The organism is Erythrobacter sp. (assembly GCF_011765465.1).
GTDB lineage: Bacteria > Pseudomonadota > Alphaproteobacteria > Sphingomonadales > Sphingomonadaceae > Erythrobacter.
This window is the reverse complement of the sequence record NZ_CP050265.1, coordinates 2,171,479-2,196,035: the sequence shown is the minus strand read 5'-3', so window position 1 is coordinate 2,196,035 and position 24,557 is coordinate 2,171,479. Positions and strand designations below refer to the sequence as shown.

At 66.7% G+C, this 24,557-nt stretch carries 22 protein-coding genes; 13 read left to right on the top strand and 9 right to left on the bottom strand.

Annotated features, from left to right (window positions below; translation table 11 throughout):
* Positions 1–143 precede the first annotated feature (143 nt).
* From rplK to G9473_RS10460, 4 genes are all read left to right on the top strand, one after another.
* Entirely contained in the window at positions 144–575 is a 432-nt protein-coding gene (gene rplK / locus G9473_RS10475; RefSeq protein WP_291133130.1) for a 50S ribosomal protein L11, read from the top strand.
* 4 nt (positions 576–579) lie between these two features.
* Positions 580–1,272 (top strand): 50S ribosomal protein L1, encoded by a 693-nt coding sequence (rplA, locus tag G9473_RS10470; RefSeq protein WP_291133128.1) that lies wholly within the window; start codon positions 580–582, stop codon positions 1,270–1,272.
* 331 nt (positions 1,273–1,603) lie between these two features.
* Positions 1,604–1,867 carry a hypothetical protein gene (locus G9473_RS10465; RefSeq protein WP_291133126.1) on the top strand — a complete coding sequence of 88 codons (264 nt, stop codon included), beginning with the start codon at positions 1,604–1,606 and terminating at the stop codon, positions 1,865–1,867.
* Positions 1,868–2,136: 269 nt separating this feature from the next.
* The gene (locus G9473_RS10460; RefSeq protein ID WP_291133124.1) at positions 2,137–2,448 is read left to right on the top strand and encodes a hypothetical protein; all 312 of its coding nucleotides are present in this window, start codon (positions 2,137–2,139) and stop codon (positions 2,446–2,448) included.
* Here the strand turns inward: G9473_RS10460 and G9473_RS10455 are convergent.
* The 5 genes from G9473_RS10455 to G9473_RS10435 form a co-directional block, all read right to left on the bottom strand.
* On the bottom strand, positions 2,413–3,381 hold the full coding sequence (locus G9473_RS10455) for a GNAT family N-acetyltransferase (RefSeq protein WP_291133122.1): 969 nt from the start codon (positions 3,379–3,381) through the stop codon (positions 2,413–2,415). The two genes, G9473_RS10460 and G9473_RS10455, sit on opposite strands and share 36 nt — an antisense overlap.
* Before the next feature lie 12 nt (positions 3,382–3,393).
* A complete protein-coding gene (locus tag G9473_RS10450) occupies positions 3,394–4,374 on the bottom strand; it encodes a hypothetical protein (protein WP_291133121.1) in 981 nt (326 codons plus the stop codon).
* A gap of 302 nt (positions 4,375–4,676) precedes the next feature.
* On the bottom strand, positions 4,677–5,438 hold the full coding sequence (locus G9473_RS10445) for a molybdopterin-binding protein (RefSeq protein WP_291133119.1): 762 nt from the start codon (positions 5,436–5,438) through the stop codon (positions 4,677–4,679).
* Between the two features lie 62 nt (positions 5,439–5,500).
* On the bottom strand, positions 5,501–5,881 hold the full coding sequence (locus tag G9473_RS10440) for a hypothetical protein (RefSeq protein WP_291133117.1): 381 nt from the start codon (positions 5,879–5,881) through the stop codon (positions 5,501–5,503).
* 44 nt (positions 5,882–5,925) lie between these two features.
* On the bottom strand, positions 5,926–7,434 hold the full coding sequence (locus tag G9473_RS10435) for an NAD(P)/FAD-dependent oxidoreductase (protein ID WP_291133115.1): 1,509 nt from the start codon (positions 7,432–7,434) through the stop codon (positions 5,926–5,928).
* A gap of 129 nt (positions 7,435–7,563) precedes the next feature.
* Between G9473_RS10435 and G9473_RS10430 the strand changes: the two genes are divergently transcribed.
* Both G9473_RS10430 and G9473_RS10425 read left to right on the top strand, forming a co-directional pair.
* Entirely contained in the window at positions 7,564–9,591 is a 2,028-nt protein-coding gene (locus tag G9473_RS10430; protein ID WP_291133114.1) for a TonB-dependent receptor, read from the top strand.
* Positions 9,592–9,861: 270 nt separating this feature from the next.
* Positions 9,862–12,420 carry a TonB-dependent receptor gene (locus G9473_RS10425; protein WP_291133112.1) on the top strand — a complete coding sequence of 853 codons (2,559 nt, stop codon included), beginning with the start codon at positions 9,862–9,864 and terminating at the stop codon, positions 12,418–12,420.
* Positions 12,421–12,790: 370 nt separating this feature from the next.
* On the opposite strand, the gene G9473_RS10420 is transcribed toward G9473_RS10425, so the two are convergent.
* Entirely contained in the window at positions 12,791–13,954 is a 1,164-nt protein-coding gene (locus tag G9473_RS10420) for an acyl-CoA dehydrogenase family protein (RefSeq protein ID WP_291133110.1), read from the bottom strand.
* A 143-nt stretch (positions 13,955–14,097) separates the two neighbouring features.
* Positions 14,098–14,871, bottom strand: a complete 774-nt coding sequence (locus tag G9473_RS10415; protein ID WP_291133108.1) for a crotonase/enoyl-CoA hydratase family protein — start codon at positions 14,869–14,871, stop codon at positions 14,098–14,100.
* Between the two features lie 132 nt (positions 14,872–15,003).
* Between G9473_RS10415 and G9473_RS10410 the strand changes: the two genes are divergently transcribed.
* Positions 15,004–16,272: an acetyl-CoA C-acetyltransferase gene (locus G9473_RS10410; RefSeq protein WP_291133106.1), complete on the top strand. Its 1,269-nt coding sequence runs from the start codon at positions 15,004–15,006 to the stop codon at positions 16,270–16,272.
* Positions 16,273–16,282: 10 nt separating this feature from the next.
* Positions 16,283–17,824 carry an acetyl-CoA acetyltransferase gene (locus G9473_RS10405; protein WP_291133105.1) on the top strand — a complete coding sequence of 514 codons (1,542 nt, stop codon included), beginning with the start codon at positions 16,283–16,285 and terminating at the stop codon, positions 17,822–17,824.
* 10 nt (positions 17,825–17,834) lie between these two features.
* Here G9473_RS10405 and G9473_RS10400 read toward each other — a convergent pair whose 3' ends face one another.
* The gene (locus tag G9473_RS10400) at positions 17,835–18,473 is read right to left on the bottom strand and encodes a carboxymuconolactone decarboxylase family protein (RefSeq protein WP_291133103.1); all 639 of its coding nucleotides are present in this window, start codon (positions 18,471–18,473) and stop codon (positions 17,835–17,837) included.
* The gene (locus tag G9473_RS10395) at positions 18,473–19,009 is read right to left on the bottom strand and encodes a VOC family protein (RefSeq protein ID WP_291133101.1); all 537 of its coding nucleotides are present in this window, start codon (positions 19,007–19,009) and stop codon (positions 18,473–18,475) included. Before G9473_RS10395 ends, G9473_RS10400 begins: the two co-directional genes overlap by 1 nt.
* Positions 19,010–19,155: 146 nt before the next feature.
* Here G9473_RS10395 and hppD point away from each other — a divergent pair, with 146 nt between their 5' ends.
* The 5 genes from hppD (at position 19,156) to G9473_RS10370 (ending at position 24,457) form a co-directional block, all read left to right on the top strand.
* Positions 19,156–20,286, top strand: a complete 1,131-nt coding sequence (gene hppD, locus G9473_RS10390; protein WP_291133100.1) for a 4-hydroxyphenylpyruvate dioxygenase — start codon at positions 19,156–19,158, stop codon at positions 20,284–20,286.
* Positions 20,283–20,849: a VOC family protein gene (locus tag G9473_RS10385; protein WP_291133099.1), complete on the top strand. Its 567-nt coding sequence runs from the start codon at positions 20,283–20,285 to the stop codon at positions 20,847–20,849. The genes hppD and G9473_RS10385 overlap by 4 nt, the downstream gene beginning before the upstream one ends.
* A gap of 81 nt (positions 20,850–20,930) precedes the next feature.
* Positions 20,931–22,559 (top strand): magnesium-protoporphyrin IX monomethyl ester anaerobic oxidative cyclase, encoded by a 1,629-nt coding sequence (gene bchE / locus G9473_RS10380; protein ID WP_291133097.1) that lies wholly within the window; start codon positions 20,931–20,933, stop codon positions 22,557–22,559.
* Complete coding sequence (bchJ, locus tag G9473_RS10375; protein WP_291133095.1) at positions 22,549–23,196, top strand: bacteriochlorophyll 4-vinyl reductase; 648 nt, start codon at positions 22,549–22,551, stop codon at positions 23,194–23,196. Before bchE ends, bchJ begins: the two co-directional genes overlap by 11 nt.
* 370 nt (positions 23,197–23,566) lie before the next feature.
* Positions 23,567–24,457, top strand: coding sequence for an SH3 domain-containing protein (locus G9473_RS10370; RefSeq protein WP_291133093.1), 891 nt, complete (start codon positions 23,567–23,569; stop codon positions 24,455–24,457).
* Positions 24,458–24,557: the final 100 nt, after the last annotated feature.

The following is a 24,557-nucleotide window of genomic DNA, read 5'->3' as shown; positions in this document are numbered from 1 at the left end:
ATGTGGCGCGCTCCGTCCCCTTCGGGGGCGAATCCGTGCGGGAGCCGCCATGCACTTGGGCGGCGCCGGACCGCTTAACATGAGAGCGCATGACCGTCCCTTTCGCGGGGGCGCGCGCTCGACAGTGCGAAAGGAGTGGCCTCATGGCCAAGAAGATCGAAGGCTATATCAAGCTGCAGGTGCCCGCGGGCACCGCCAACCCCTCGCCGCCCATCGGCCCGGCCCTGGGTCAGCGCGGCGTAAACATCATGGAATTCTGCAAGGCGTTCAACGCCGCGACGCAGGACCTTGAAAAGAACGCGCCGATCCCGACGGTCATCACCGTCTATGCCGACCGTTCGTTCACCTTCACGACCAAGACCCCGCCGGCGAGCTTCTATCTCAAGAAGGCGGCCAAGCTGAAGTCGGGTTCCAAGGAGCCGGGCAAGGTCAGCGCGGGCACGATCAAGGCGAGCCAGATCAAGGAAATCGCCGAGGCCAAGATGGCCGATCTCAACGCGAACGACATCGACCAGGCCATGAAGATCATCGAGGGCTCCGCGCGCTCGATGGGCCTCGACGTGGTGGAGGGCTGAACCAATGGCGACGATGACGAAAAAGCAGAAGACCCTCGCTGAAATCGACCGCGAGAAGCTCTACACCTTCGAGGAAGCCCTGGGCGTCCTGCGCGAACACAAGGCTAAGTTCGACGAGACGGTCGAGGTTTCGATGAACCTCGGCGTCGACCCGCGCCACGCCGACCAGATGGTGCGCGGCATGGTCTCGCTGCCCTCGGGCACGGGCAAGACCGCCCGCGTCGCGGTCTTCGCGCGCGGCGACAACGCCGAAAAGGCGCTCGCCGCCGGGGCCGACAAGGTGGGGGCGGAAGACCTCATGGAAGATATGCAGAACGGCAATGTCGACTATGACCGCGTCATCGCCACGCCCGACATGATGGGCGTGGTCGGCCGGCTCGGCAAGCTGCTCGGCCCCAAGGGCCTGATGCCGAACCCGAAGCTCGGCACGGTCACCCCGAACGTCGAGCAGGCGGTCAAGGACGCCAAGGGCGGCCAGGTCGAATTCCGCGTCGAGAAGCAGGGCATCATCCATTCCGGGATCGGCAAGCTCTCCTTCGACGATGCCGACCTCAAGGCGAACTTCAAGGCGCTGACCGATGCCGTGGTCAAGGCCAAGCCGTCGGGCGCCAAGGGCAAGTATGTCAAGAAGGTCTCGGTCACCTCGACCATGGGCCCGGGCCTCAAGCTCGACCTCGCCGAGGTCGAAGGGGCGTAATCTGATGGGTGGGCGGGCGCATCGGCGCCCGCCCCTCCTCGCTCACGCGGTGTATTCTTGTCGGCCTGCCGCTTCGCTGCGGGCGGCCTTTCCCTCATCCTGATGGACGGCTCTGCACGCTTTCGGGCGGCGGCATAGTTCGCGTCGGTCATACCCCCTGGCGATTTTGCGAAAATCCTGTTGGATCCGGCGCGATTTCCCACTTGCGACCGGATATTTCCAACACCCGCAGCCGCGGCTTGTCCTGCGCGCGGTGCGGCTTGCGGGGTCTGCATCCGCTCCTTCGGAAATATTGCGCGTCCAACGCATTGATTCATCGAAGGAGTTTTCGATGAAGATCTTTGCATGGATTGTCGCCGCGCTGGCCGCGATCGGTTTTGCGCTCAGTTTCCTGCTCGACACGCGTCTCGCGCCGGTGATCGGTGCGGTGTGTCTGTTCCTGGCTATGGCGTGGGCAACCGTGCGCACCGAGACCGCAAGCCGCGCCAACTACGACCGGGCCGAACGCGCCGCCCGCGAGAACCGCCGCGAGCGCGAACGCGAAACCGCGCGCCACGCCGCGCAGGAAGAGCGCATGAAGCGCCGCGAAGCCTGATCCTGGACTGCCGGCGCGAATCGCGCCCCCATTAGAGCCGCCGCGGGCCCCGATGCGCGCCTTTCACGGCACGGCGCAAGACAGGGCCTGCAAGGCTTTCCCGTAAATGCGCGGCGGCGCACGATTCCTCCGCGATTACCCCGCGGCGTGCCATTTACCGTCTTGCAACCCGCTCGAATAAGCCCACATATATCAAGGACGCACACGGACACGCCGCAAAGGCGGCCGCGCGCGTTTCCTGTCCCCTCTCCAAAGGACACCCCTGCCTTATGCCCTTGCCGTCTTCGACGTCGGACTTCGCGTTCGACCCCAAATGGCTGGTAATCGGCTTCGCGCTTGGCGCTCTGGCGATGGTGCTGGCGTTCGACCTGAAAATCGGGGCTGCTGTCGCCTCGGCCTTTGCGCTGATCGGCCTGTTCTATCTCTGGGTCCGCCTGCGCTTCGCCCCTCCGCCGGGCGAGCCCGCGTCCGAACGCGACGCGATGATCCAGCGATTCGACCGCCTGCGCGAACAGCGCCGGCTTGCCGCCGAGCGAGAAAGCGATTCAGCCGCGCAGCCCGGCCCGCGCGCGGGCGAGTAGGCCCGAGCGCGCGGCAAGCGCCTTCGCGCCCGCCACCCCGGCATCGAACCCGCCGCGCGCCGCCAGCAGCGCGCGGTTCGCCATGCCCGGCGCCAGCAGCACGAAGCTCGCGCACGGCGCCGAGTGCGTGGCGAACATCGCCTTGTGCGCCCCGTCGCCTTCGGTGAAATCGAAATGGGTGAAGCGCTCTTCGGCATAGAGCCGCTCGAGCGCCTCCATCTGCAGCACCGTGCCCGGCGACAGCCGCGCGAAGTCGGGGTCGTAGCCGAGATGGGCATAGACCAGCACGCGCCCCTCGACCGGCAGCGACAGGTAGGCGACCGGCGCGCGGCTCTCGCCCGCATGGAGCAGGAAGCCGCGCATCCGCCCGTCCTCCGCCGCCTCCAGCATTGCGCGCCGCGCCTCGGGCGTATCGGGCAGCCCGGCATCGAGCAGCCGCGCCTGATAGGTCCGCGCCGAGAGCGGCAGGGCGAGGTCGAGGAAGCGCTCGACCTCGGCCGGGCTGCGGTGTTCGCTGACCTCGTATCCGCCCGGCTCGGCGGCGAGCTTCTTCGCCTTGCGCCGCAGCGTCGAGCGGGTCTTACCCGAAAAGCGCGCCATGTAGGCGGCGAAGTCGGGCGCGCCTTCTTCCCCCATGTCGATGTAATGGCGCGGATAATCCTGCCGCGAACCGACGAGATGGTCTGCGAAGTGCGCGAGGATGGCGGGAACCGCGTCGCTCGGGGCCGAGAGCACGCGCAATCCGTCGGGGCCGGGAGCGGGCGGAGAGAGCCTCGCGGATGGCCCCGCCAGCACGTCGCCAAGGGCGAAGCGCCAGGTCGAAAGCGCGCGCGGGACCGAGACGAGGCGGCGCGCGCCGATGGTGAAGTCGATCCCGACGCGTGTCACCTGCGGGGCCGGCGATTGCTCGGGGAAGCGGGCGGGCGCGTTCATCTTCGCGCCCCCTCAGAGCGCGCCGTAAAGCGTGTTCGAGACGAATTGCTCGGCGACGCGCAGCCCCGTGCGCAGCGGGTCGGCCGGCAGCGGCTCGCTCGGCGCGGCGTGCGGGGCGATGTCGGGCGGATTGTCCGCATAGGTGGCGGTCTCGACCCCGCGCATCGCGGCAAGTTCGCGGCACAGGGCGTTGAAGCGGCGCCGGACGATGTGGTTCACCGCGAGGCGGCGGCGATTGATCAGCTCGAAGGAGTGGGTGACGAGGGTGAAGGAGCTACGCCCGCACCCGCGCGCGTGGCGGATCGCGCTGGTCATCTCGTCCAGCGACAGCGCGGTGATCTGGGCATGGCGCTGGCCGCCGCTATGCGTGCCGATGCTGCCGACGGGCACTTCGATCACGCCGTGGTGCATGACCGGGTCGCGGTCCTCGGGGCCGAGCGAAATGCCGCTTGCGCCGGGCAGGGCGGGGCAATGGCTGGTGTCGTAGGCAAGGCCGATCTGGCGAAGCGCGCGCAAGGTGTCGTCGTTCGCGCCGTAATTGCCCGCGCGAAAGGCGATGGGCGGCGGCGCTCCGGCGGCGACCAGGGTATCGCGCGCCCAGGCGAGGATCGCGCATTGCTCCTCGAAGGCGAAATCCATGATGTTGCGGCCCGTCCCGACGCGTGCGAGCGGGTGTCCCGCGCCTGCGCCCGCAATCGCGAGCCATTCGGTGTGGCAGTGCAATTGCACGTCCTGCCCGGCTTCGAGGATCGGCGCGAGGATGTCCTCGATCGCCGCGACGCCCCATTGCAGCGCGGGCATGGGATCGACGAAGAACACCGCGCGCACGCCGTATTGTTCGAACAGTTTGAGCTTGTGGGTGATGCCCGCCGGGCCTTCGGGCGTGAGGCAGGCGATCGAGCGCGCGTAGTTCTCCGCCCGGTCGGCCGGGCAGGGTCCAGTCATGAGCCCCGAGGAATACTCGGTGTCGATGGTGATGTATACGCGCGTCATCGCGCGGGGGGATAGCGCGGCGAAGGTTAAGGGCGCGTTTGGAAAAGATGGTGGGAGGGTGTGGTTACGCTCCACTCCCCCTCGCGGGGATCGGATTTACAGTCCGATTGCCAGAACTACTGGCTTTACCCTCCCGGTGGAAAGGCAAGCCGTGGACCAGATCGAAGGCTGATCGCACGCCATGCAGGCGCGCGGGAAGGCGCGCCGTCAGCGGGCGCTGCGATATCGGTGGAGGTTGGTCACGATCCGATGCATGGCGGGCGTGGTAGCCATCACCATCCTCTGCGTCAATCCGTCCGCCGTCAGATTCCGCCCGGCGTGAAATCGTAGCCCGAGGTGGCGAGCCCGTCGCACAGGGTGTCGACGCAGGAGGCGAGGTCTTCCGCATCGGTCGATCGGATCACGAAATTGGCCCCCACGCGCCCTTCGCGGAAGAAGGGGTAGGAGCCGATCTGGCAATTCTCGTGCGCGCTTTCGACTTCGCGCAGGAGGCCCGCGATCTCGCTTTCGGCGACCCAGCAGCCGATGGTTTCGGACAGAAGCGGCGCGCCGCCTTCGAGTTCACCAGTGAGCGCGTCGAGCATTCCCGCGGTGATATGGGGCACGCCCGCCATCAGGATGACGTTCCCCCGGCGGATGCCGGGCGCGCCCGACATCCGGTTGGGGATGAGGTCGGAGCCTTCGGGAACGCGCGCCATGCGCAGGCGCCCTTCGTTGAGCCCGCCCTTGTCGGCGTAGTAGCGTTCGAGCAGCGCGCGCGCGTCGGGATGGATGATGACCGGTACGCCCAGCGCCTCGGCCACGGCATCGACCGTGATGTCATCATGGGTCGGCCCGATCCCGCCGGTGGTGAAGAGGTAGTCGTAGGCCTCGCGCAGCGCGTTCACCGCCTCGACTATGCGCTCCTGCACGTCGGGCACGACGCGGACCTCGGCAAGGCGGATGCCCTGCACCTGAAGCCAGCTTGCGACCTGGGCGATGTTCTTGTCGTGGGTGCGGCCGGAGAGGATTTCGTCACCGATGACGACGAGCCCTGCGGTCCAGATCTTCTCGGGGGAGTTCATGGGGGGATGGTTAGGCGAGTTTCGGGCCGAGCAAAAGGGTCTGATGGCCCCGACCCGCCTCGTCAGCGCGACTTGACGAACCAACGGTCCTCCGCAAAGCCGCTCGTATGGATCTGGACCGCCGGAGCACCGTCGATCCGGCTCACGGTGTTGAACCAGCCGCCCGATACGCGCTCCAACGAGCACCCCGAGGGCGTTTCCCGGAAACGCAGCGCGCCCTCGGTGACGAGCAGGTTCTCGCCCTTCACATAGTCCAGTTCGCCCTGCACGGCGAACCCACCCCCGCGCATGAGGCCGTTCGTGATCGTGATGGAGGGGCAGTCGGCGGAGACATAGGTGCCATCGAGGTCTGCGAGCGCAAGGCGGGGCGATGGGTAGCGATCGAGCGGCTCAGCGAGGATGATGCCCGTGACGATAGCCCCGGTGAACAGCACCAGAAACACGGCCAGCGCTGCCCGCGGCCATAGCGACGGCCTGTATCCCGAGCTCACTCCGCCGCTTCGAGCTGCTCTTCGGCGCTGCGCGCGTTTGAACCGGCGCGGGTGAAGGTGAGCAGGCCGTCCTCGACCGGGCTTTCCTTCAATTGCTTGCGGTCGGCGAGGTAATCCTGGTTGAGCCGCCAGGGATAGCGCACCGCGTTCCGCGGCATGATGTGCTTGGAGCGCTGGATGTAGCCGCTCGAGAAGTCGAACACGTCGTCTTCCTCGATTTGCGCCTCGGCCTCGGGGGTGAGGACGGGAGTGACTATTTCCGCGCCCTTCTCGCGCTGCGTGTTGAGGACGCGGCAGATGTAATCCGAATTGATGTCGGCGCGCAGGGTCCAGCTTGCGTTGAGGTATCCGAACACCACCGCGAGGTTGGGCAGGTTCGAGAACATACAGCCCTTGTAATAGAACCGCTCGTTGAACTGGACGGGTTCGCCGTCGTGGCTGACCGCGATCTTGCCCGCGACGGCGAGGCGCAGGCCGGTGGCGGTGATGATGATGTCGGCCTCGATCAGCGTGCCGTCGGTGAGCCGCGCGCCCTTCGCCTCGAAGCGGTCGATATGGCCGGTGACGATTTCGGCCTTGCCCGCCTTCATCGCCTTGAACAGGTCGTTGTCGGGCACGAGGCAGACGCGCTGTTCCCACGGGTTGTAGGGCGGGGTGAAGTCCTCGGGATTGTAGTCCTCGCCCAGCGCCTTCTCGATCCGCTTGTGCAGGTTCTCGCTGACCTTTTCGGGCTTGTCGCGCGCGGTCTTGAAGCTGAGATCCTGCATATGGATGTTCTTGAACCGGGTGATCTTGTAGGCGATCTCCTCGGGAAGCACCTTGCGCAACAGGTTCGCGATCCGGTCCTTGGCGGGGCGCGCGAACATCCAGGTCGGCGTGCGCTGGAGCATCGTGACCTTGGCCGCGGTGTCCGCCATCGAGGGCACGATCGTGACCGCGGTCGCGCCCGATCCGACCACCAGCACCTTCTTGCCCGCATAGTCGAGATCCTCGGGCCAGAACTGCGGGTGGACCACCTCGCCTTCGTATTCCGAAAAATCGAAGCCCGCGTCATAGGGATCGTCGTAGTCGTAATAACCCGCGCCGAGGTAGAGCCAGTTCGCGGTCATCTGCACCCGGCTGCCGTCCTCGCGCTCCATCTCGACGTGCCAGCGCGCCTCGTCGGAGCGGAAATCGGCCGAGATCACTTTGAGCCCGAAACGGATGTGCTGGCGGATGCCGCGTTCATCGACGATCTTGTTCAGGTAATCGAGGATCGCGGGCGCATCGGCGATCGACTTTTCGTGCTTCCACGGTTCGAAATCGAAGCCGAGGGTGTGCATATCGCTGTCCGAACGGATGCCGGGATAGCGGAACAGGTCCCACGTCCCGCCGAGATTCTCGCGCCGCTCGACGATGGCGTAGGAGTGATGCTTCGCCTTCATTTCCATGTGCGCGGCCATGCCGATGCCGGAAATGCCGGCGCCTACGATCAGCACGTCTACGTCTGGGGGGCTGGCTGGCATTGGGTGATCCTCTCTCTTCTCTCTTGCCTGCGATAAAACCACAGGCGGGCGGCAAATGCGAGTCCTTGATTGCAAAACGAAACTGATTGTCGGGTGACGCGGGTGACGCGAGCCGCTAGGCGGCGCGCCATGAAAACCAGCCCGCTTGCCGTATCCCTTCCCGCCCTCGCCTTCGCGCTCGCCGCGCCGCTCGCCGCGCAGGAGCAGGAGGCCGCCCGCCCCGACCCCGAACGCATCATCGTCACCGGCGAGGGGCTGGACGAGGCCCCGTCGCAGGGCGCCTATGCCGTCACCGAAATCGAGCGCGAACGGATCGTCTCCACCGCCTCGGGCCGGATCGAGGACGTGCTGCGCGATGTCGCGGGCTTCCAGCAGTTCCGCCGTTCGGACAGCCGCTCGGCCAATCCGACCGCGCAGGGCGCGACCTTGCGCGCATTGGGCGGCAACGCGACGAGCCGCGCGCTGGTGCTCTTGGACGGCGTGCCGATCGCCGATCCCTTTTTCGGCTACATCCCCTTCAACGCGATCCAGCCCGAAACGCTTGCGCAAATCCGCGTGACGCGCGGCGGCGGGGCGGGGCCGTTCGGGGCGGGCGCGCTCGCGGGCACGATCGAACTCGAAAGCGCGGGGCCGGCGACGCTCGACCCGCTGCTCGCCAGCGGCGCTGTCAACGACCGGGCGGAGACCGAGGCGAGCGCGGTGCTGACCCGCAAACTCGGCGCGGGCTTCGCCGTGGCGAGCGGGCGCTGGGACCGGGGCAAGGGCTTTTTCACGACCCCCGAAGACCAGCGCGTTCCCGCCAGCGCGCGCGCCGCCTTCGACAACTGGCAGGCGGGCCTGCGCGGGGTTGCGCCGCTGGGCGACAGGATCGAGCTGCAGGCCCGCGTCAACGTCTTCGAGGACCGCCGCACGCTGCGCTTCGACGGCGCGGATTCGACCAATGAGGGCCAGGATGCGAGCCTGCGCGTGGTCGGGCGGGGCGAGTGGGCCTTCGATGCGCTCGCCTATGTCCAGGCGCGCAATTTCTCCAATATCATCATTTCCTCCAGCCGCTTCACCCGCGTGCTCGACCAGAGGAACACGCCTTCGACCGGGCTCGGCGGCAAGTTCGAGCTGCGCCCGCCCGTGGGCGAGGACCACACCCTGCGGCTCGGGGTGGATTACCGCCGCGCCGACGGGGAATTGCAGGAGGAAGCCTACAGCGCCTTCACCGGCGCGCTGCGCGAGCGGCGGCGCGCGGGCGGGGTCAATTCCAATCTCGGCCTGTTCGTCGAGGACGACTGGAGCCTCGGCCCCCTGCTGCTGACCGGCGGCCTGCGCGCCGACCGGACGGTGATTTCGGACGGTTTCTTCCGCGCGGTCGATGCCTCGGGCGCGGTGGTCGAGGAAACGCGCGCCCCGGACCGCTCCGACTGGACGCTGAGCTGGCGCGCGGGCGCGGCCTATGCGGCATCGGATAGCCTGCGCCTGCGCGCGGCGGCCTATACCGGGCTGCGCCTGCCCACCTTGAACGAGCTTTACCGCCCCTTCGTCGTCTTCCCCGTGGTGACGCAGGCCAATGCCGCGCTGGAGAACGAGCGGCTCGAAGGCTTCGAGGTCGGCCTCGACTGGCAGGCGGGCGAGGCGTTGCAAGTCTCGCTCACCGCGTTCGACAACCGGGTCGAGAACGCCATCGCCAATGTCACGCTGGAGGCGAACTTGCGCCAGCGCCGCAACCTGCCCGCGATCGAGGCGCAGGGGATCGAGGGCAATCTCGCGCTCGCGCTGGGGCAGGTGAGCCTGAACGCCAGCCTCGCCTACACCGATGCCGTTATCGCGGGCGAGGGACCGTCGCTCCCGCTGGACGGCAACCGCCCGCCCCAGACGCCCGATTTCGCGGCCTCCGCGACGCTTGCGTGGGAGCCCGCGGCGGGCTGGCGGCTCGCCGCGACGCTGCGCCATACGGCGCGGCAATTCGAGGACGACCAGGAAAGCGACGTGCTTCCTGCCGCCACGACTCTCGATGCATTCGCGCAGATTCCGCTCTGGCGCGCATTTTCCCTCGTGCTGCGCGGAGAGAACCTGACCGACGAGGAGATCGTCACCCGCAATGCGGGCGGAGCGATCGATCTCGGCGTGCCGCGCACGCTGTGGGCGGGTTTACGCTACGGCTTCTAGGCTTTTTGCAGTGTCCTCGATGCAACACTTGATCATGTTGCAAGATTCCTAGGCTTTTGCGGGCTTTGCCGACGCATTGCTGCGCCGCAGCGCGATTTGTTGTATTTTTGCACCGTTTCCGCGAAAAGCCGCGCGCGGACTCTTGGCAGCGGCAAAAGCGCTGATAGTCTCCCCTTCCGCGAAAGCCGATGAAAAGGTCAAAAGGCCCGGCTGGGATCTGTGGAGAGGAAATCTATGACACGTAAGCTTGCAGCTTTTGCTGCCGGTCTCATGGCCAGCAGTGCGTTCGCCGTACCCGCCTTTGCGCAGGACGCCGAAATGCCCGAGATGCCCGAAACGCCCGAGGCGGATGACGGCGTCATCATCGTGACCGCCACCCGCCGCGCGCAGGACGTGCAGGACATTCCGCTCGCCGTGACCGCGGTTTCGCCGCAGCAGCTCGACAACCAGGGCGTCGACAACATCCAGGAAGTCGTCGCGGTCGCCCCCAGCCTTACCGTTTCCAACGCGCAGGTCGCATCGGGATCGGTCGTGCTGCGTATCCGCGGCATCGGCACGACCTCGAACAATATCGGCTTCGAAAGCGCGGTCGGCATCTTCATCGACGGCACTTACCAGTCGCGCCCGGGCGTGGCGCTGGCCGAACTGGTCGACCTCGAACGGGTGGAGGTGCTGCGCGGGCCGCAGGGCACGACCTTCGGCCGCAACACCTCGGCGGGTGCGCTCAACATCACAACCAAGCGTCCCGACCTTTACGAGTTCGGCGGCTTCGTGAATGCGGGCTACGGCAATTACGACGAGGTCAGCCTGCAGGGCGCGGTCAACGTGCCGATCGTGCAGGATTCGCTCGCGCTGCGCGTGACCGGCGCCTATCGCGAACGCGACGGCTTCCTGACGCTCGTGGACGAGACCGGCACGCCGTTCGACGATTCCAACGACCAGGACCAGTGGCTGGTCCGCGCGCAGCTGGGCTTCGAGACCGAAGGCGGCGTGCGCGGCCGCATCGTCGGCGACTATTCCAAGAGCAATTCGAGCTGCTGCAGCCCGATCGAGCTCTACCAGTCGCCGCTGGTCACGGGCGGCGCCTATGCCGCGGTCGGGCTCGGCGCGAACGGCGGCAACGGCCAGCCGACCGTCGCCACCAACCCGTTCGATGCCGGGACTTTCCGCGAGGCGCTGAGCGACCAGGTCGCCTCGGCCAATTTCGCCCCGATCGTCGACATCGACAACTGGGGCATCATGGGTGAGGTCGAAATGCCGGTCGGCGACAGCGCGGACCTCATCTTCATCGGGTCCTACCGCAAGTTCGATTCCAACGAGACCTACGATTCCGACTTCACCGCGGCCGACATCTTCAATGTCGATCTCGTCGACCTCGAGCTCGAGACGATCACCGCGGAACTGCGCCTGCAGGGCGAGGCTTTCGAGGGCAAGCTCAACTACATCATCGGCGGCTTCTATTCGGACGAGCAGATCGACCAGTCGGTGAGCTTCAGCCTCGGGCAGGACTACGACGCCAATGTCGGCGCGCTGCTGTTCGTGCCGACCGGCGGCGCGTTCGGCGCCGCTCCGCTGCAGACGCTGAGCGGCGGGGTCAACCCGGCGGGGACCAATAACACCAACCGCTTCCAGCAGAGCGCGCAGAGCTATTCGCTCTTCACCCACAACACCTTCGAGGTGTTCGACGGCTTCGAGCTGACGCTGGGCGCGCGCTATTCGTGGGAGGAGAAGGAAGGCGGTTTCACCCAGACCGCAGTCGACAACCAGATCTGCCCGGCCATTCTCGGCTCGGTCGGGGCCGGGGCCGTTCCGGCGCCGCTGCAGGGCGCGGCCGTGCAGCTCGGCTGCTTCGGCTTCACCGCGCCCGCGGACCTGCCGCAGGCGACCCAGCCGGGCCTGCCCGCGCTGTTCCTGCCGCGCACCTTCCAGGCCGATTTCAGCGACGAGGAGCTGATCTACACGATCCGCGCCGCCTATGAATTCAGCCCCGAGGTGAACGTCTACGGCAGCTTCACCCACGGCTACAAGGCTGGCGGGATCAACCTCGACACGACCGCCGCGGTGAACGGGGCGGACCCCACCTTCCTGTCGGAAGAGGTCGATGCGATCGAATTCGGCCTGAAGACGCGGTTCCTCGACAACGCGGTGACGTTCAACCTCGCCGCCTTCTACGAGGAATTCACGAACTTCCAGGTGCTCGAATTCACCGGCACCGCGTTCCAGACCTTCAACGTGCCGATCGCGGAGACGCAGGGGATCGAGATCGAAAGCCTCATCCGCCCGAACCGCGAGCTGACCTTCAACATCGCGGCGACCGTGCTCGAGGCAAGCTATCCCGAGGATTGCGCGGGCGACCAGACGGCGCCGCAGGTGGTGTCGCTGTGCGGCTACGATCTCACCAACGCGCCGCAGGTCGTCGGCCTGTTCGGGGCGCTGTGGGAGAAGCCGATCAGCGACAGCGCGGAATTCTTCCTGTCGGGCCAGATCCGGCTGGAAAGCGACCAGCGCACCTCGACGCAGGCGATCGTCCCGCCCAGCTTCCCGCCGGGCTCGAACCCGACCCAGCAGCAGGTCCAGGCCGCCGCGGCCAACCAGCCGCTGATCGTCGCCGACGTGCAGGACGGGAACGAGTTCATCAACCTGCGCGCGGGGCTTCGCTTCAACGACGGGGCCTATGCGATCGAGGGCTTCGTCAACAACCTCACCGACAACGTGACGCGGGGCGTGACCTTCAACACCACCCTGCGCGGAAGCGGCGCGGCGAACTCGCGCTCGGCCTTCCCGCTGCAGCCGCGCACCTACGGCGTGGTCTTCCGCGCGAAGTTCTGATCGGCGCAAGCCAAACGAAAAACGCCTCGGGAAACCGGGGCGTTTTTTGTTTGCGCACCCGCATCCGTGGGTGCGTCCTCGCTATGCGTCCTCCGCTTCGCTACGGACCCGCTGCGGCGCGGCCGCGTGGCCTTGCGACGCCTCTCGGCGTCGGGTCGGCGCTCCCAGCTTAAGTCCCCGAGAATGAGGTGACCTCCCTCAGGTGGAGCGCAAGGCCGAATGAGCTCCTGCCCGCGCGGAACTCGCGCGAAGCCCAGCGCACCCCACCCGGCTGCGCAGCAGCCGCAAGGCCACGCGGCCGCCCCGCAGGTGCCCGGGGCGAAAGCCCCGGAACAGCACCGAGGACGAAGGCCCGGATGGGCCTTCGAAACTACATAGAACGCGCGATCAGCATCTTCATGATCTCGTTCGAGCCGCCGTAGATCCGCGCGATGCGGGTGTCGCGGTACATCCGGGCGATGGCGTAGTCGTTGATGTAGCCCGCCCCGCCGTGGAACTGGAGGCACTTGTCGACGACCTCCGATTGCAGCTCGGTCACCCAGTATTTCGCCATGCTCGCGGTCGGCACGTCGAGCTCGCCCTTCAAAAGCTTGGCGATACAGTCGTTGACGAACACCCGCGCCGCCGTGCCGCGGGCCTTGAGGTCGGCGAGGGTGAACTGGGTGTTCTGGAAATCCCAGATCGTCTTGCCGAAAGCCTTGCGGTTCTTGACGTATTCGACCGTCACCTCGAGCGCCTTCTCGATGCCCGTCATCGCGCCCATCGCGATCACGAGGCGTTCCTGCGGAAGCTCGCCCATCAGCTGGTAGAAGCCGCGCCCCTCGACCCCGCCGAGCACGTTGTCGGAGGGAATGAAGACATCGTCGAAGAACAGCTCGGAGGTGTCCTGCGCATCCAGCCCGATCTTGTCGAGCTTCTTGCCCCGCTGGAAGCCTTCGGCCCCTTCGGTCTCGAGCAGCATCAGCGAAATGCCCTTCGCGCCTTCACTCGGGTCGGTCTTGGCGACGACGATGATGAAATCGGCGGTCTGGCCGTTCGAGATCCAGGTCTTCGACCCGTTGAGGCGATAGCCGTTGCCGTCCTTCAGCGCCGTCGTCTTGATGTTCTGAAGGTCGCTGCCCGCATCGGGTTCGCTCATCGCGATCGCGCTGACGAGGTCGCCGGTGACGAGACGGGGGAGGTATTTCTTCTTCTGCTCCTCGGTCCCGTGGCGCACGAGATAGGGCAGGATGATCGTGTTGTGGAGCGAGGCGGCGAAGCCTTCGACCCCGTGCTTGGCCTGCTGGTCGATCACCACCATGTCATGCCGGAAATCGCCGCCGTGGCCGCCGTATTCTTCCGGAACGGAAACGCCGAGCAGGCCGGCCGCGCCCGCCTCGCGCCAGAATTCGCGTTCGACCTGGCCGTCCTCGCGCCATTTCTCGATGCGCTTCATGGGCGCGTGCTGTTCGTAGAACTTGCCCACGGCGTCGGCGAAGATCGAGATTTCCTCGTCTTCCATGAATTCGGGCTGCGGTACGTCGATGACGGGCATTGTCTCTCTCCTCTTGATCCCAGTGCCACCCGCTTCCTCCACCCTTTCACCTGGTTCCCACCGGGCACAATCCGGGTGGAAGGGTGGAGGGAGCGGGCGGCTCGGCGCGCGCCGCATGGCGCGCACCGAAATACAAAACTTTCTTACTTACCCTTCCAGTTGGGCTTGCGCTTCTCGGCGAAGGCGGCGGCGCCTTCGCGCGCGTCTTCGGAGACGAAGACCGGCGCGATCAGCTCGCCCTGCTTCTTGTAGCGTTCGTCCATCGCCCAGCCGCGCGATTCCTTCATCACCTGCTTCGACACCTTGACGGCAAGCGGCCCGTTGGCGGCGATCCGCGCGGCGAGCGCCTTGGCCGCGTTGAGCGCGGAGCCGTCGGTCACCTCGTTGATGAGGCCGAGCTCGTAGGCTCGGCTAGCATCGATGAAATCGCCCGTCAGCGCGAGTTCCATCGCGATCCGTTCGGGGATCTGGTCGGGCAGCATCATCACGCCGCCCGCCGCCGCGACGAGGCCGCGCTTGACTTCGGGAATGCCGAATTTCGCGCCAGAATTGGCGACGACGAGGTCGCAGGCGATCATCAGTTCGAGCCCGCCTGCGAGCGCATAGCCCTCGACCGCCGCGATCAGCGGCTTGGCCGGCGGGGCCTGCACCACGCCGCCGAAACCGCGGCCTTCGACCGTGGGGGATTCGCCGCGCAGGAAGCCTTTCAGGTCCATCCCCGAACAGAAGGTCCCGCCCGCGCCCGTCAGGATGCCGACGCGCAGGTCGTCCTCGTTGTCGAGCCGGTCCATCGCGGCCGCGATGCCTTCGGCCGCGGCCTTGGACATGGCGTTTTTCGCCTCGGGTCGGTTGATCGTGACGATCAGGACTCCGTCGTCGACTTGCGTGAGGACTTCGGGGGTTTCGGTATCGCTCAATTTGCTCTCCTATCAAATTTCGGCGTTTCGAATTGCAACTGAATTCTTGTGCGAGTGGTGCAGGGGCCTTACGGAAACGTCAACCGCGATTTCGATAAACCGCAATCCGCAAAAGCAGAGGATACCAGAGACATGGGCGAAGCCTACATCATCGACGCAGTGCGCACCCCGCGCGGGATCGGCAAGCAGGGCAAGGGCGCGCTCGCCGAGCAGCACCCGCAGCACCTCGCCGCGACCGTGCTCAAGGCGATTGCCGAGCGCAACAAGCTCGACACGAGCACGGTCGACGACGTGATCTGGTCGGTCTCGACGCAGGACGGGATGCAGGCGGGCGACCTCGGGCGCATGGCGGCGCTCGATGCGGGCTATGACATCACCTCGTCCGGCACGACGCTCGACCGGTTCTGCGGGGGCGGGATCACATCCGTGAACCTCGCCGCGGCGCAGGTGATGAGCGGGATGGAGGACTGCATCGTCGCGGGCGGAACCGAGATGATGAGCCTCACCGCTGCCATGTCGAAGGAGAAGATGCAGGCGGGGCTCAAGCCGCCGATGATGGGCAGCTACAACGAGCGGCTGCAGAAGGTGCACCCGCAGTCGCACCAGGGCATCTGCGGCGACGCGATCGCCTCGATGGAGGGCTTCACCCGCGAGGAGCTGGACGAGGTCGGCTACCGCTCGCAGCAGCGCGCCGCCGAGGCGATTTCGGAAGGCCGCTTTGCCAAGTCCGTCGTGCCGGTGGTGGACGATGACGGCAACGTGGTCCTCGACAAGGAGGAATATCCGCGCCCGCAGACGACGATGGAGGATCTCGCCAAGCTCGAGCCCGCCTTCACCAAGATCGCCGACGTGCCGCTCGACAAGAACGGCACGACCTTCCGCAGCCTCATCAACCAGAAATATCCGGACCTCAAGATCGAGCATTTCCACCATGCCGGCAATTCTTCGGGCGTGGTCGACGGCGCGGCCGCCGTGCTGGTCTGCTCCAAGGAATACGCCCAGAAGCATGGCCTGAAGCCGCGCGCCCGGATCGTCGCCACGGCGAACATGGGCGATGACCCGACGCTGATGCTCAACGCGCCGGTCCCGGCGGCGAAGAAGGTGCTCAAGAAGGCGGGCATGACCCTCGAGGACATCGACCTGTTCGAGATCAACGAGGCTTTCGCGGTCGTCGCCGCCAAGTTCGTGCGCGACCTCGGGCTCGACTGGGACAAGGTCAACGTCAACGGCGGCTCGATCGCATTGGGCCACCCGATCGGGGCGACGGGCTCGATCCTGATCGGCACGATCATCGACGAGCTCGAACGCCGCGATCTCAAGACCGGCCTCGTCACCATGTGCGCGGCGGGCGGCATGGCTCCGGCCATCATCGTCGAGCGCGTCGACGACTTCATGAACTGAGGACAGCCGCATGATCGCCGACAGCACGCCCGTCGTCATCGGGGTCGGGCAATTCTCCGAACGTGTCGGAGAGCCCGGCTACGAGGGTCTCAACTACATGGACCTCGCCGGACGGGCGCTGTCGGCGGCGATTGCGGACAGCGGGGCGAGCGGCAAGGTGGCAGACGCCATCGACACGCTCGCCGCGATCCGCGCCTTCGAAATGTCGCGCCCGGGCAAGGAGCCGCCTTTCGGCGCGCCCGACAACATTCCGGGCGCGATAGCCAAGCGCGTCGGCGCGGACCCGGCGCGCAAGATCCTCACAACGACGGGCGGGCAGACCAACCAGCAGCTCGTCGGCGAATTCGCCAGCGCCATCGCGGCGGGCGATTCGCGCTGCGCCGTGGTGGTGGGCTCGGAAGCGATCTCGACCGTGCTTGCGCTCGCGGCCAAGGGCGAAAAGCCCGACTGGTCCGAGGACATCGGCGGCGACTACGAGGACCAGGGCTTCGGCATCGAGGAACTGATGGAGCCCGCGCTCTTCGCCCACGGCGCGAGCGGGGCGATCCCGCTCTATGCGCTGGCCGAAAACGCACGGCGGGCGAAGCTCGGCAAGAGCCTCGAGGAATACCGGCTCGACATCGGCAAGCTGTTCGAGCCCTTCACCCGCATCGCCGCCGCCAATCCTCACGCCGCCGCGCCCGTCCACCGCAGCGCCGAGGAACTGGCGACCGTGACGGAGCGCAACCGCATCGTCGCCGAGCCCTATCCGCGCATGACCGTGGCGCGCGACCAGGTGAACCAGGCCGCCGCGATCATCGTCGCGAGCGCCGGGCTGGCGCGCGAACTCGGCGTGCCTGAGGACAAGTGGGTCCATATCCACGCCGTTTCCGCATCGACCGAACTCAAGCTCTCGCAGCGCCCCGACCTGTCCGCCGCCCCCGCCTCCATCGCCAGCGTCGAAGCGGCGCTCGCGCGTGCGGGGAAGGGGATCGAGGACATGGGCTACATCGATTTCTATTCGTGCTTCGCCATCCCCGTGTTCAACCAGGTCGACCATTTCGGCCTCGGCATCGACGATCCGCGCGGTCTGACGCTGACGGGCGGCCTGCCCTTCTTCGGCGGGGCGGGGAACAATTATTCCGCCCATGCCATCGCGGAAGCCGTGGAGCGCGCGCGGCGCGATCCGGGCGCCTTCGCGCTGGTCGGCGCGAACGGCGGCTGGATGAGCAAGTATGCGACGGGCATCTATTCGACCGCTCCGGCCGACTGGTCGGCGGGCGACCGCTTCGAGAAATTGCCGCTGGCGCAGGACGCCGTCCCGCTGGCGAAGGAGCCGGGCGAGCGGGCGACGGTCGAGACCTACACGATCAACCATGGGAAGTCGGGCAGCGACGCGATCTTCATCGGGCGCAACGCGGCGGGTGAGCGGGTCGTCGGCAATGCCGACATGACGGACGAGGCCACCCGCGAGCTGTTCGAAAGCGGCGAGCCTTTCGGCGACACGCTCGCGCTCGAAACCGACGAGCGCGGGCGCACCATCGGCCGCCTCGCGCCGATGCCCGGCCTGTAGCGGGGGGCTTCTAGCGCCGTTCGCCGCCGAGGAAATCCAGCGCGTCGAAGCCTTCGGGCGCGGGAACTTCGGTGATCGGATCGTCGCGGTCGTCGAATTCGGTCCGCAGCGCGCGGCTCATCACCGCGTGCATCTGGTAGAGGCAGGTGATGTAGGTCAGCTCGAGGATTTCCTCGTCGCTGAACTCGGCTTTCACCTGCGCGAACAAGTCGTCGGGCACGCGCCCCGCATGGCACACCAGCCGGTCGGCATAGGCGAGCACCAGCCGCTCCTTCGCCGAGAACACGTCCGATGTCTGCCATGTCGGGATCGCCTCGATCTTCTCCTCCGGCACGGCGAGGCCGCGCAGGGACTTGCAATGCTGCGAGAAGACGAATTGCGAACCCGTCGCCCAGCCCGCCCAGGTCTGGCCGAGTTCACGCAACACGGGGTCGAGTTTGCGCTCGGGCGAGCGGTAATAGGCGAAGCCCTGTGCCGCGTGTTTCAGCGTTGCTGGCGAATTGGCGAACACGGTCCACCAGTCGCCCGGCGTGCCGGTCGCCGTGCCCGGTTCGGCCACCGGATCCCGCTCCCCGAACAGCATGGCGTAAAGCGGCAGGACGGTCTTTTCCTCGGCCTCGGCCTTGGGAACCTCGCGCAGCCGGGGCATCAGGCGTCCTCCCGCGCGTCGGCTGCGCCCGCCGGTTCATGGGCCACGTCCTCGGGCCCGAACTTTTTCGTCGTCGCCGCGAATTCGAGCAATATGCCGTCCGGATCGGTGAAATAGACCGAGCGCACGAAGACGCCCTCGTGCATTTCCCTGGCATAGCCCGACGGGCTGTCGTCGTGGTTGAAGACCATGTGGGTGTGTTCGACCCCCGCCTCTTCGAGCCTTTCGAGCGCGGCTTCGAGTTCGTCCTCTTCCATGTGAAAAGCGAGGTGGTTCATCGAGCCGTGCGCGGTTTTCGCGTCGAAAGGAAACTTCCTGACCGACGCGATGCCGGGCGCGGCTGGCGGCGCGTCCTTCCACCAGAAGAAGGCGACCGATGCCCCGCCGCCGCAATCGAAAAAGAAATGCTGGCCGCCGTCGGGCAATTGCACGGTCTTGAACAGCGGCATCTTCAGCACCTCGGTGTAGAAGCGGACCGTCTCCTTCATGTCGCGGCAGACGAGCGCGACGTGGTTGATGCCTTTCGTGCGGATCATGGGGCTCCTCCTTTGCGCGCCAGACTGCACCGGGAACGCGCCGCTTTCAATCGCCGGAGGTTCGATGGCTTTGACAATGCCGCGGCGATCGCGTAGATAGTTACAACTGTAACCATATTGTCACACCCCGCAAGAAGGCCCCGCCCATGACCAAGCACGCCCCCGTCCACGAAGGCGACCTGTTCGAAAACCCCGCCGGTCTCGACGGCTTCGAATTCGTCGAGTTCTGCGCGCCCGAGAAAGGCGTGCTCGAACCCGTGTTCGAGGCGATGGGCTTCACGCGCGTCGCCAAGCACCGTTCGAAGGACGTGCACCTGTGGCGGCAGGGCGGCATCAACCTCATCGCCAATTACGAGCCGCGCAGCGCGGCGTGGTATTTCGCGCGCGAGCACGGCCCGTCGGCCTGCGGCATGGCTTTCCGCGTGCGCGATGCGGCGGCGGCCTATGACCACCTGATCGAAAAGGGCGCCGAACCCGTCCATGTCGAAACCGGCGTGATGGAGCTGCGCATCCCCGCAATCCGCGGGATCGGCGGCGCGATCCTCTACCTCGTCGATCGCTATGCCGGGGCCGAGGGCAAGAGCCTGACGATCTACGACATCGATTTCGATTACCTGCCCGGTGTCGATCCCTATCCCGAAGGCGCGGGCTTCCACACGATCGATCACCTCACGCACAACGTCTACACCGGCCGCATGAAGTACTGGGCCGATTATTACGAAAGCCTGTTCAACTTCCGCGAGATCCGCTTCTTCGACATCAAGGGCGAATATACCGGCCTCACGTCGAAGGCGCTGACCGCGCCCGACGGCAAGATCCGCATCCCGCTCAACGAAGAGGGCGAGGGCGGCAAGGGCCAGATCGAGGAATTCCTGCGCGAATTCAACGGCGAGGGCATCCAGCACATCGCGCTGATCTGCGACGATCTCGTGGCCTGCTGGGACCGGCTGAAAGAATACGGCGTGCCCTTCATGACGGCGCCGCCCGAAACCTATTACGAGATGCTCGACGAACGCCTGCCGGGGCACGGCGAGGATGTCGAGGCGCTGAAGGCGCGCGGCATCCTGCTCGACGGCACCACCGAGGGCGGCTCGCCCCGCCTCCTGCTCCAGATCTTCGCCGAGGCGCAGGTCGGGCCGGTGTTCTTCGAATTCATCCAGCGCAAGGGCGACGAAGGCTTCGGCGAGGGCAATTTCAAGGCCCTGTTCGAAAGCATGGAACGCGACCAGATCCGCCGCGGCGCGCTCGACGTGGGGGCGAAGGAGCCCGCCGAATGAGCGAGCATCCCGTGAAATTGGGCGGCATCCACCACGCGGCCTATCGCTGCAGGGACGCCAAGGAAACGGTCGAATGGTACGGTCGCGTGCTCGGCATGGGCTACACCACCGCCTTCGCCGAGGATCACGTGCCTTCGACCGGCGAATATGATCCCTATATGCACGTCTTCCTCGATGCAGGCGGCGGCAACGTGCTGGCCTTCTTCGAACTGCCCAACCAGAAGGACATGGGCCGCGACGAGAATACGCCCGCCTGGGTGCAGCACCTCGCCTTCAAGGTGCCGGACGAGGACGCGCTGCTCGCGGCCAAGGCCCATGTCGAGGCCGAGGGCATCGAGGTGCTCGGCCCCACGCATCACGGCATCTTCAAGTCGATCTACTTCTTCGACCCCAACGGCCACCGCGTCGAACTCGCCGCCGACATCGGGACGGACGAACAATACGCCGAACTCGCCCGCGTCGCGCCGCTGATGCTGGAAGAGTGGTCGCAGACCAAGAAGGCCCCCCGCCACGCCGACTGGCTGCACGAAATCGCGCGGGCCGAGCACGCGGCGAAGGGCTGATCGGCCCTTTTTGATCTCGAACAAAGCGCGCGCGCGGCGACTCCCCCACCTTGGCGACATCCAAGAAGGGGGAGTCGGCTCATGCGTATTCTGTTCGTCCATCCAAACTACCGCTCGGGCGGGGCCGAGATCGCCGGGACATGGCCGCCCGCATGGGTCGCCTACCTGACGGGTCCGCTCAAGCGCGCGGGCTTCACCGACATTCACTTCATCGACGCGATGACCGAAGGGGTCAGCGACGAGGAATTGCGCGAGAGGATGCTCGCGCTCCAGCCCGACGTCGTCGGCACGACCGCGATCACCCCCTCGATCTACGCCGCCGAACGCGTTCTCGAAATCGCGGCATTGAACGTGCCCAAAGCCGTGCGGGTGCTGGGCGGGGTCCACGCGACCTTCATGTACAAGCAGGTGCTTTCCGAAGCGCCGCATATCGATGTCATCGTGCGCGGCGAGGGCGAGGAGATTGCGGTCGAGCTGTTCTCCGCGATCGAGCGGGGCAACTGGAAGGACGAGCGCAGCGGTATCAAGGGCCTCGCCTACCGCGACGGCGACAAGATCGTCGCCACGCCCGCCGCCGACACGGTCAAGGACATGAGCACCCTGAAGCCCGACTGGACCATCCTCGACTGGGACCAGTACATCTACCTGCCGCTGGGCACCAAGGTCGCGATCCCCAACCTTGCGCGCGGCTGCCCCTTCACCTGTTCGTTCTGCTCGCAATGGAAGTTCTGGCGCGACTACCGCATCCGCGGTCCCAAGGACGTGGTCGACGAGATCGAGGACCTGCACGAGAACCACGGCGTCGGCTTCTTCATCCTCGCGGACGAGGAGCCGACCATCAACCGCAAGAAATTCATCGAGTTCTGCCAGGAACTGATCGACCGCGGCCTGCCCGACAAGGTGAAGTGGGGGATCAACACCCGCGTCACCGACATCTACCGCGACAAGGAACTCCTGCCCTTCTACCGCAAGGCCGGCCTCGTCCATGTCAGCCTCGGCACCGAAGCTGCCGCGCAGATGAAGCTCGACCGTTTCAACAAGGAAACCAAGGTCGAGGAGAACAAGCAGGCGATCAAGCTGCTGCGCGATGCCGACATCTTCGTGGAAGCCCAGTTCATCGTCGGGCTGGACAACGAAACGCCCGAGACGCTGGAAGAGACGTATCGCATGGCGTGGGACTGGCAGCCGGACCTCGCGAACTGGGCGATGTACACGCCCTGGCCCTTCACCCCGCTGTTCGAGGAGATCAAGGACCAGGTCGAGATTCACGATTTCAGCAAGTACAATTTCGTCACGCCGATCATGAAACCCGCAGCGATGGAACGCGGCGAGCTGCTCAACGGCGTGATGAAGAACTACCGCCGCTTTTATATGCAGAAGGCGCTGTTCCACTATCCCTGGCGCGGGACGGGCTTCCGCCGGCGTTACCTGCTCGGCTGCCTCTACGCCTTCCTGCGCGCCGGCTTCAAACGGACCTTCTACGACCTCGGCAAGGCGGGCTACTGGGGGCCGCAGACGCAGAAGAAGGTCGATTTCCAGTTCGACAAAAGCCGCGCGGCGGCCGAGGATGCGGCGACCGACTGGCAGACCAATGCCGACAAGGCCGCGCAGGCCGCCGCCCGGCGAGAGGCGGTGCGCAAGCAGATGAAAGAACGCGCCGAAGAGCGCAAACGCGACCGGCTCGATGTCGGGGCGGGAAATGACGCCTGAGGCGCGCGCTCCTTCCCCCGGCGAGGCGGAGATCGGTCCCAACGCCGTGCTCCAGACGGTGCGGGTGATCGAGGAGCGATTGGGCGCGAAGGTAGGCGCGGCGATCCTCGCCGAGGCGGGGATTGCGCGCCTGCCGAGCGGCGAAAGGATGATCCGCGAGGCCGAAGCGATCGCGCTGCACCGGGCGATCGCGCGCTGCCGGCCCGGCGATGCCGACGCAATTGCGCGAGCCTCGGGCGAGGCGACAGCCGACTACATCATCGCCAACCGCATCCCGGCCCCGGCGAAGGCGCTGCTGCGCCTGCTCCCCGCCGCGCTCGCCGCGCCGCTCCTCATGGCGGCGATCCGCAAGCACGCGTGGACCTTCGTCGGGGCGGGGCGGTTCACGCCGGAAGGCGGCTGGCGCTTCACCATCGACCGCAAGGATGCGGGCGACGACCCCGCGCCCCCCGCCAGCCTCTTCACATGGTATGGCGCGGTCTTCACCCGCCTGTTCCGCGAGCTGGTCGCACCGCGCGCCGAATGCGCCATGCTCGCCGCCGACAAGGGCGAGCCCCTGCTGGGCCGCTATCGCATCGCTTGCAGCGGCCGCCGTGCCGACGATCCGCGCCCCACCCCTCGCGAGGCTCCTGCCTAACCGGATTGGTCATCCCCGTGACGCGGCTTGTCACGGACAGATGAAAATGCCCGAGCCATGCCTGCCCGAGGTTCCTGCAAGACCCCTGGGGCCGGCACAGCGTGACGAACAAGACGATCGGGCCGGCACGCAGCGGCGCGCGGCGCGCGGCGCAGGGGCCCGGCGCAATCCTGCCGGACGGCGCGATGCGATTCGCGAGGTGGAGCGGGTGATGGGCGGGTTCGTCACCTTCCCCGGCGCCGCCACAGCCGAGCCGCGCCGAAACGATGGGATGACAGGTCTTGTCATGAAGATGGCTGGCCATGTGTGTGGGGGCGCGCGCGGGCCCGCTTCATCCTTGGCCCACCCAAGCACAAGGGAGGGACATTCCATGACGCACACCTTCACCCGCACTTTCCCCCGCACCTTCATCGCCGCGCTCGCCGCTTCCGCAGCGCTTGTCGCGCCGCCCGCCCAGGCCAAGGACGACGATGTCGAACTCGTCACCTGCAGCGAAAGCCTCGGCACGATCGCTGTGGTCGACGGCGACACCCAGGGCTGGTCGGAATTCGGCCTCGGCTCCCCGCGCGCGCTCGTCAATGCGCTCGCCAGCGAAAGCGGCTGCTTCACGCCGCACAGCGCAGCGGGCGGCGAGCCGGCGGACTTCCTGATGAACATCGTCGCCGGGACCAGTGAGGAGGTCGACCAGTCGATCGAGCTCGCCAAAAGCGCGGCGATGGAAGGGCTCGTGCGCTCGGGCGCGGCGAGTTCGGTGCTCTCCAGCGTGCCCGGCGCGGGTGCCGTGCTGGGGATGTTCGGCGGCTTCGGCGGCAAGAAGAAGCGCTATGCCGCGGGCATCAAGCTGCTCAGCCCGGCCAACGGGCTCACCATCGTCACCGGTTCGGGCGAGGTCAGGAAATCGACCATCGACTTCGGCGGCGGGGCGGCGTGGGATGCGGGCGCGGACGCTGCCGGATATGCCCGCGACAAGAAGGGGCGGATGCTGGTCGAAGCCTTCGTCATCGCTTTCAACAATGTCGTCGCCCAGCGCGATACGATCGCTTCGGTCCCGCGCATGGCCGCTGCGAGCGCCGAGCCCGAATACGCCACCGTCCGCGTCGCCACCAGCCTGTTCGAAATGCCCTCCGCCGAAGCGAAGGCGCTGCGCAGCCTCGGCGTGGGCACGACGCTGACCCCGACCGGGCGGCGCGAGGGCCTGTTCATCGAGGCCGAGGACAATTTCGGCACCAAGGGCTGGGTCTCGATCGAGAGCCTCGACTGACGCGCGCGCTGCCGCCCGGCGCGCCCCGCCGCCGCTTGCGCCCCCGCGCGAGTGGTGGCAGCACGCCGGGGGCGGGACGCTTTCGCAAAGCGGGGAGGCG

Coding starts and splice junctions, on each gene's coding strand:
- G9473_RS10400 (WP_291133103.1), bottom strand. CDS start 18,473: ATGCCCCGGCTGCGCGAGGTTCCCAAGGCCGAGGCCGAGGAAAAGACC.
- rplK (WP_291133130.1), top strand. CDS start 144: ATGGCCAAGAAGATCGAAGGCTATATCAAGCTGCAGGTGCCCGCGGGC.
- G9473_RS10370 (WP_291133093.1), top strand. CDS start 23,567: ATGACGCACACCTTCACCCGCACTTTCCCCCGCACCTTCATCGCCGCG.
- G9473_RS10385 (WP_291133099.1), top strand. CDS start 20,283: ATGAGCGAGCATCCCGTGAAATTGGGCGGCATCCACCACGCGGCCTAT.
- G9473_RS10450 (WP_291133121.1), bottom strand. CDS start 4,374: ATGACGCGCGTATACATCACCATCGACACCGAGTATTCCTCGGGGCTC.
- G9473_RS10445 (WP_291133119.1), bottom strand. CDS start 5,438: ATGAACTCCCCCGAGAAGATCTGGACCGCAGGGCTCGTCGTCATCGGT.
- G9473_RS10425 (WP_291133112.1), top strand. CDS start 9,862: ATGGCCAGCAGTGCGTTCGCCGTACCCGCCTTTGCGCAGGACGCCGAA.
- G9473_RS10395 (WP_291133101.1), bottom strand. CDS start 19,009: ATGATCCGCACGAAAGGCATCAACCACGTCGCGCTCGTCTGCCGCGAC.
- G9473_RS10435 (WP_291133115.1), bottom strand. CDS start 7,434: ATGCCAGCCAGCCCCCCAGACGTAGACGTGCTGATCGTAGGCGCCGGC.
- hppD (WP_291133100.1), top strand. CDS start 19,156: ATGACCAAGCACGCCCCCGTCCACGAAGGCGACCTGTTCGAAAACCCC.
- rplA (WP_291133128.1), top strand. CDS start 580: ATGGCGACGATGACGAAAAAGCAGAAGACCCTCGCTGAAATCGACCGC.
- G9473_RS10465 (WP_291133126.1), top strand. CDS start 1,604: ATGAAGATCTTTGCATGGATTGTCGCCGCGCTGGCCGCGATCGGTTTT.
- bchE (WP_291133097.1), top strand. CDS start 20,931: ATGCGTATTCTGTTCGTCCATCCAAACTACCGCTCGGGCGGGGCCGAG.
- G9473_RS10430 (WP_291133114.1), top strand. CDS start 7,564: ATGAAAACCAGCCCGCTTGCCGTATCCCTTCCCGCCCTCGCCTTCGCG.
- G9473_RS10410 (WP_291133106.1), top strand. CDS start 15,004: ATGGGCGAAGCCTACATCATCGACGCAGTGCGCACCCCGCGCGGGATC.
- G9473_RS10455 (WP_291133122.1), bottom strand. CDS start 3,381: ATGAACGCGCCCGCCCGCTTCCCCGAGCAATCGCCGGCCCCGCAGGTG.
- G9473_RS10405 (WP_291133105.1), top strand. CDS start 16,283: ATGATCGCCGACAGCACGCCCGTCGTCATCGGGGTCGGGCAATTCTCC.
- G9473_RS10420 (WP_291133110.1), bottom strand. CDS start 13,954: ATGCCCGTCATCGACGTACCGCAGCCCGAATTCATGGAAGACGAGGAA.
- bchJ (WP_291133095.1), top strand. CDS start 22,549: ATGACGCCTGAGGCGCGCGCTCCTTCCCCCGGCGAGGCGGAGATCGGT.
- G9473_RS10460 (WP_291133124.1), top strand. CDS start 2,137: ATGCCCTTGCCGTCTTCGACGTCGGACTTCGCGTTCGACCCCAAATGG.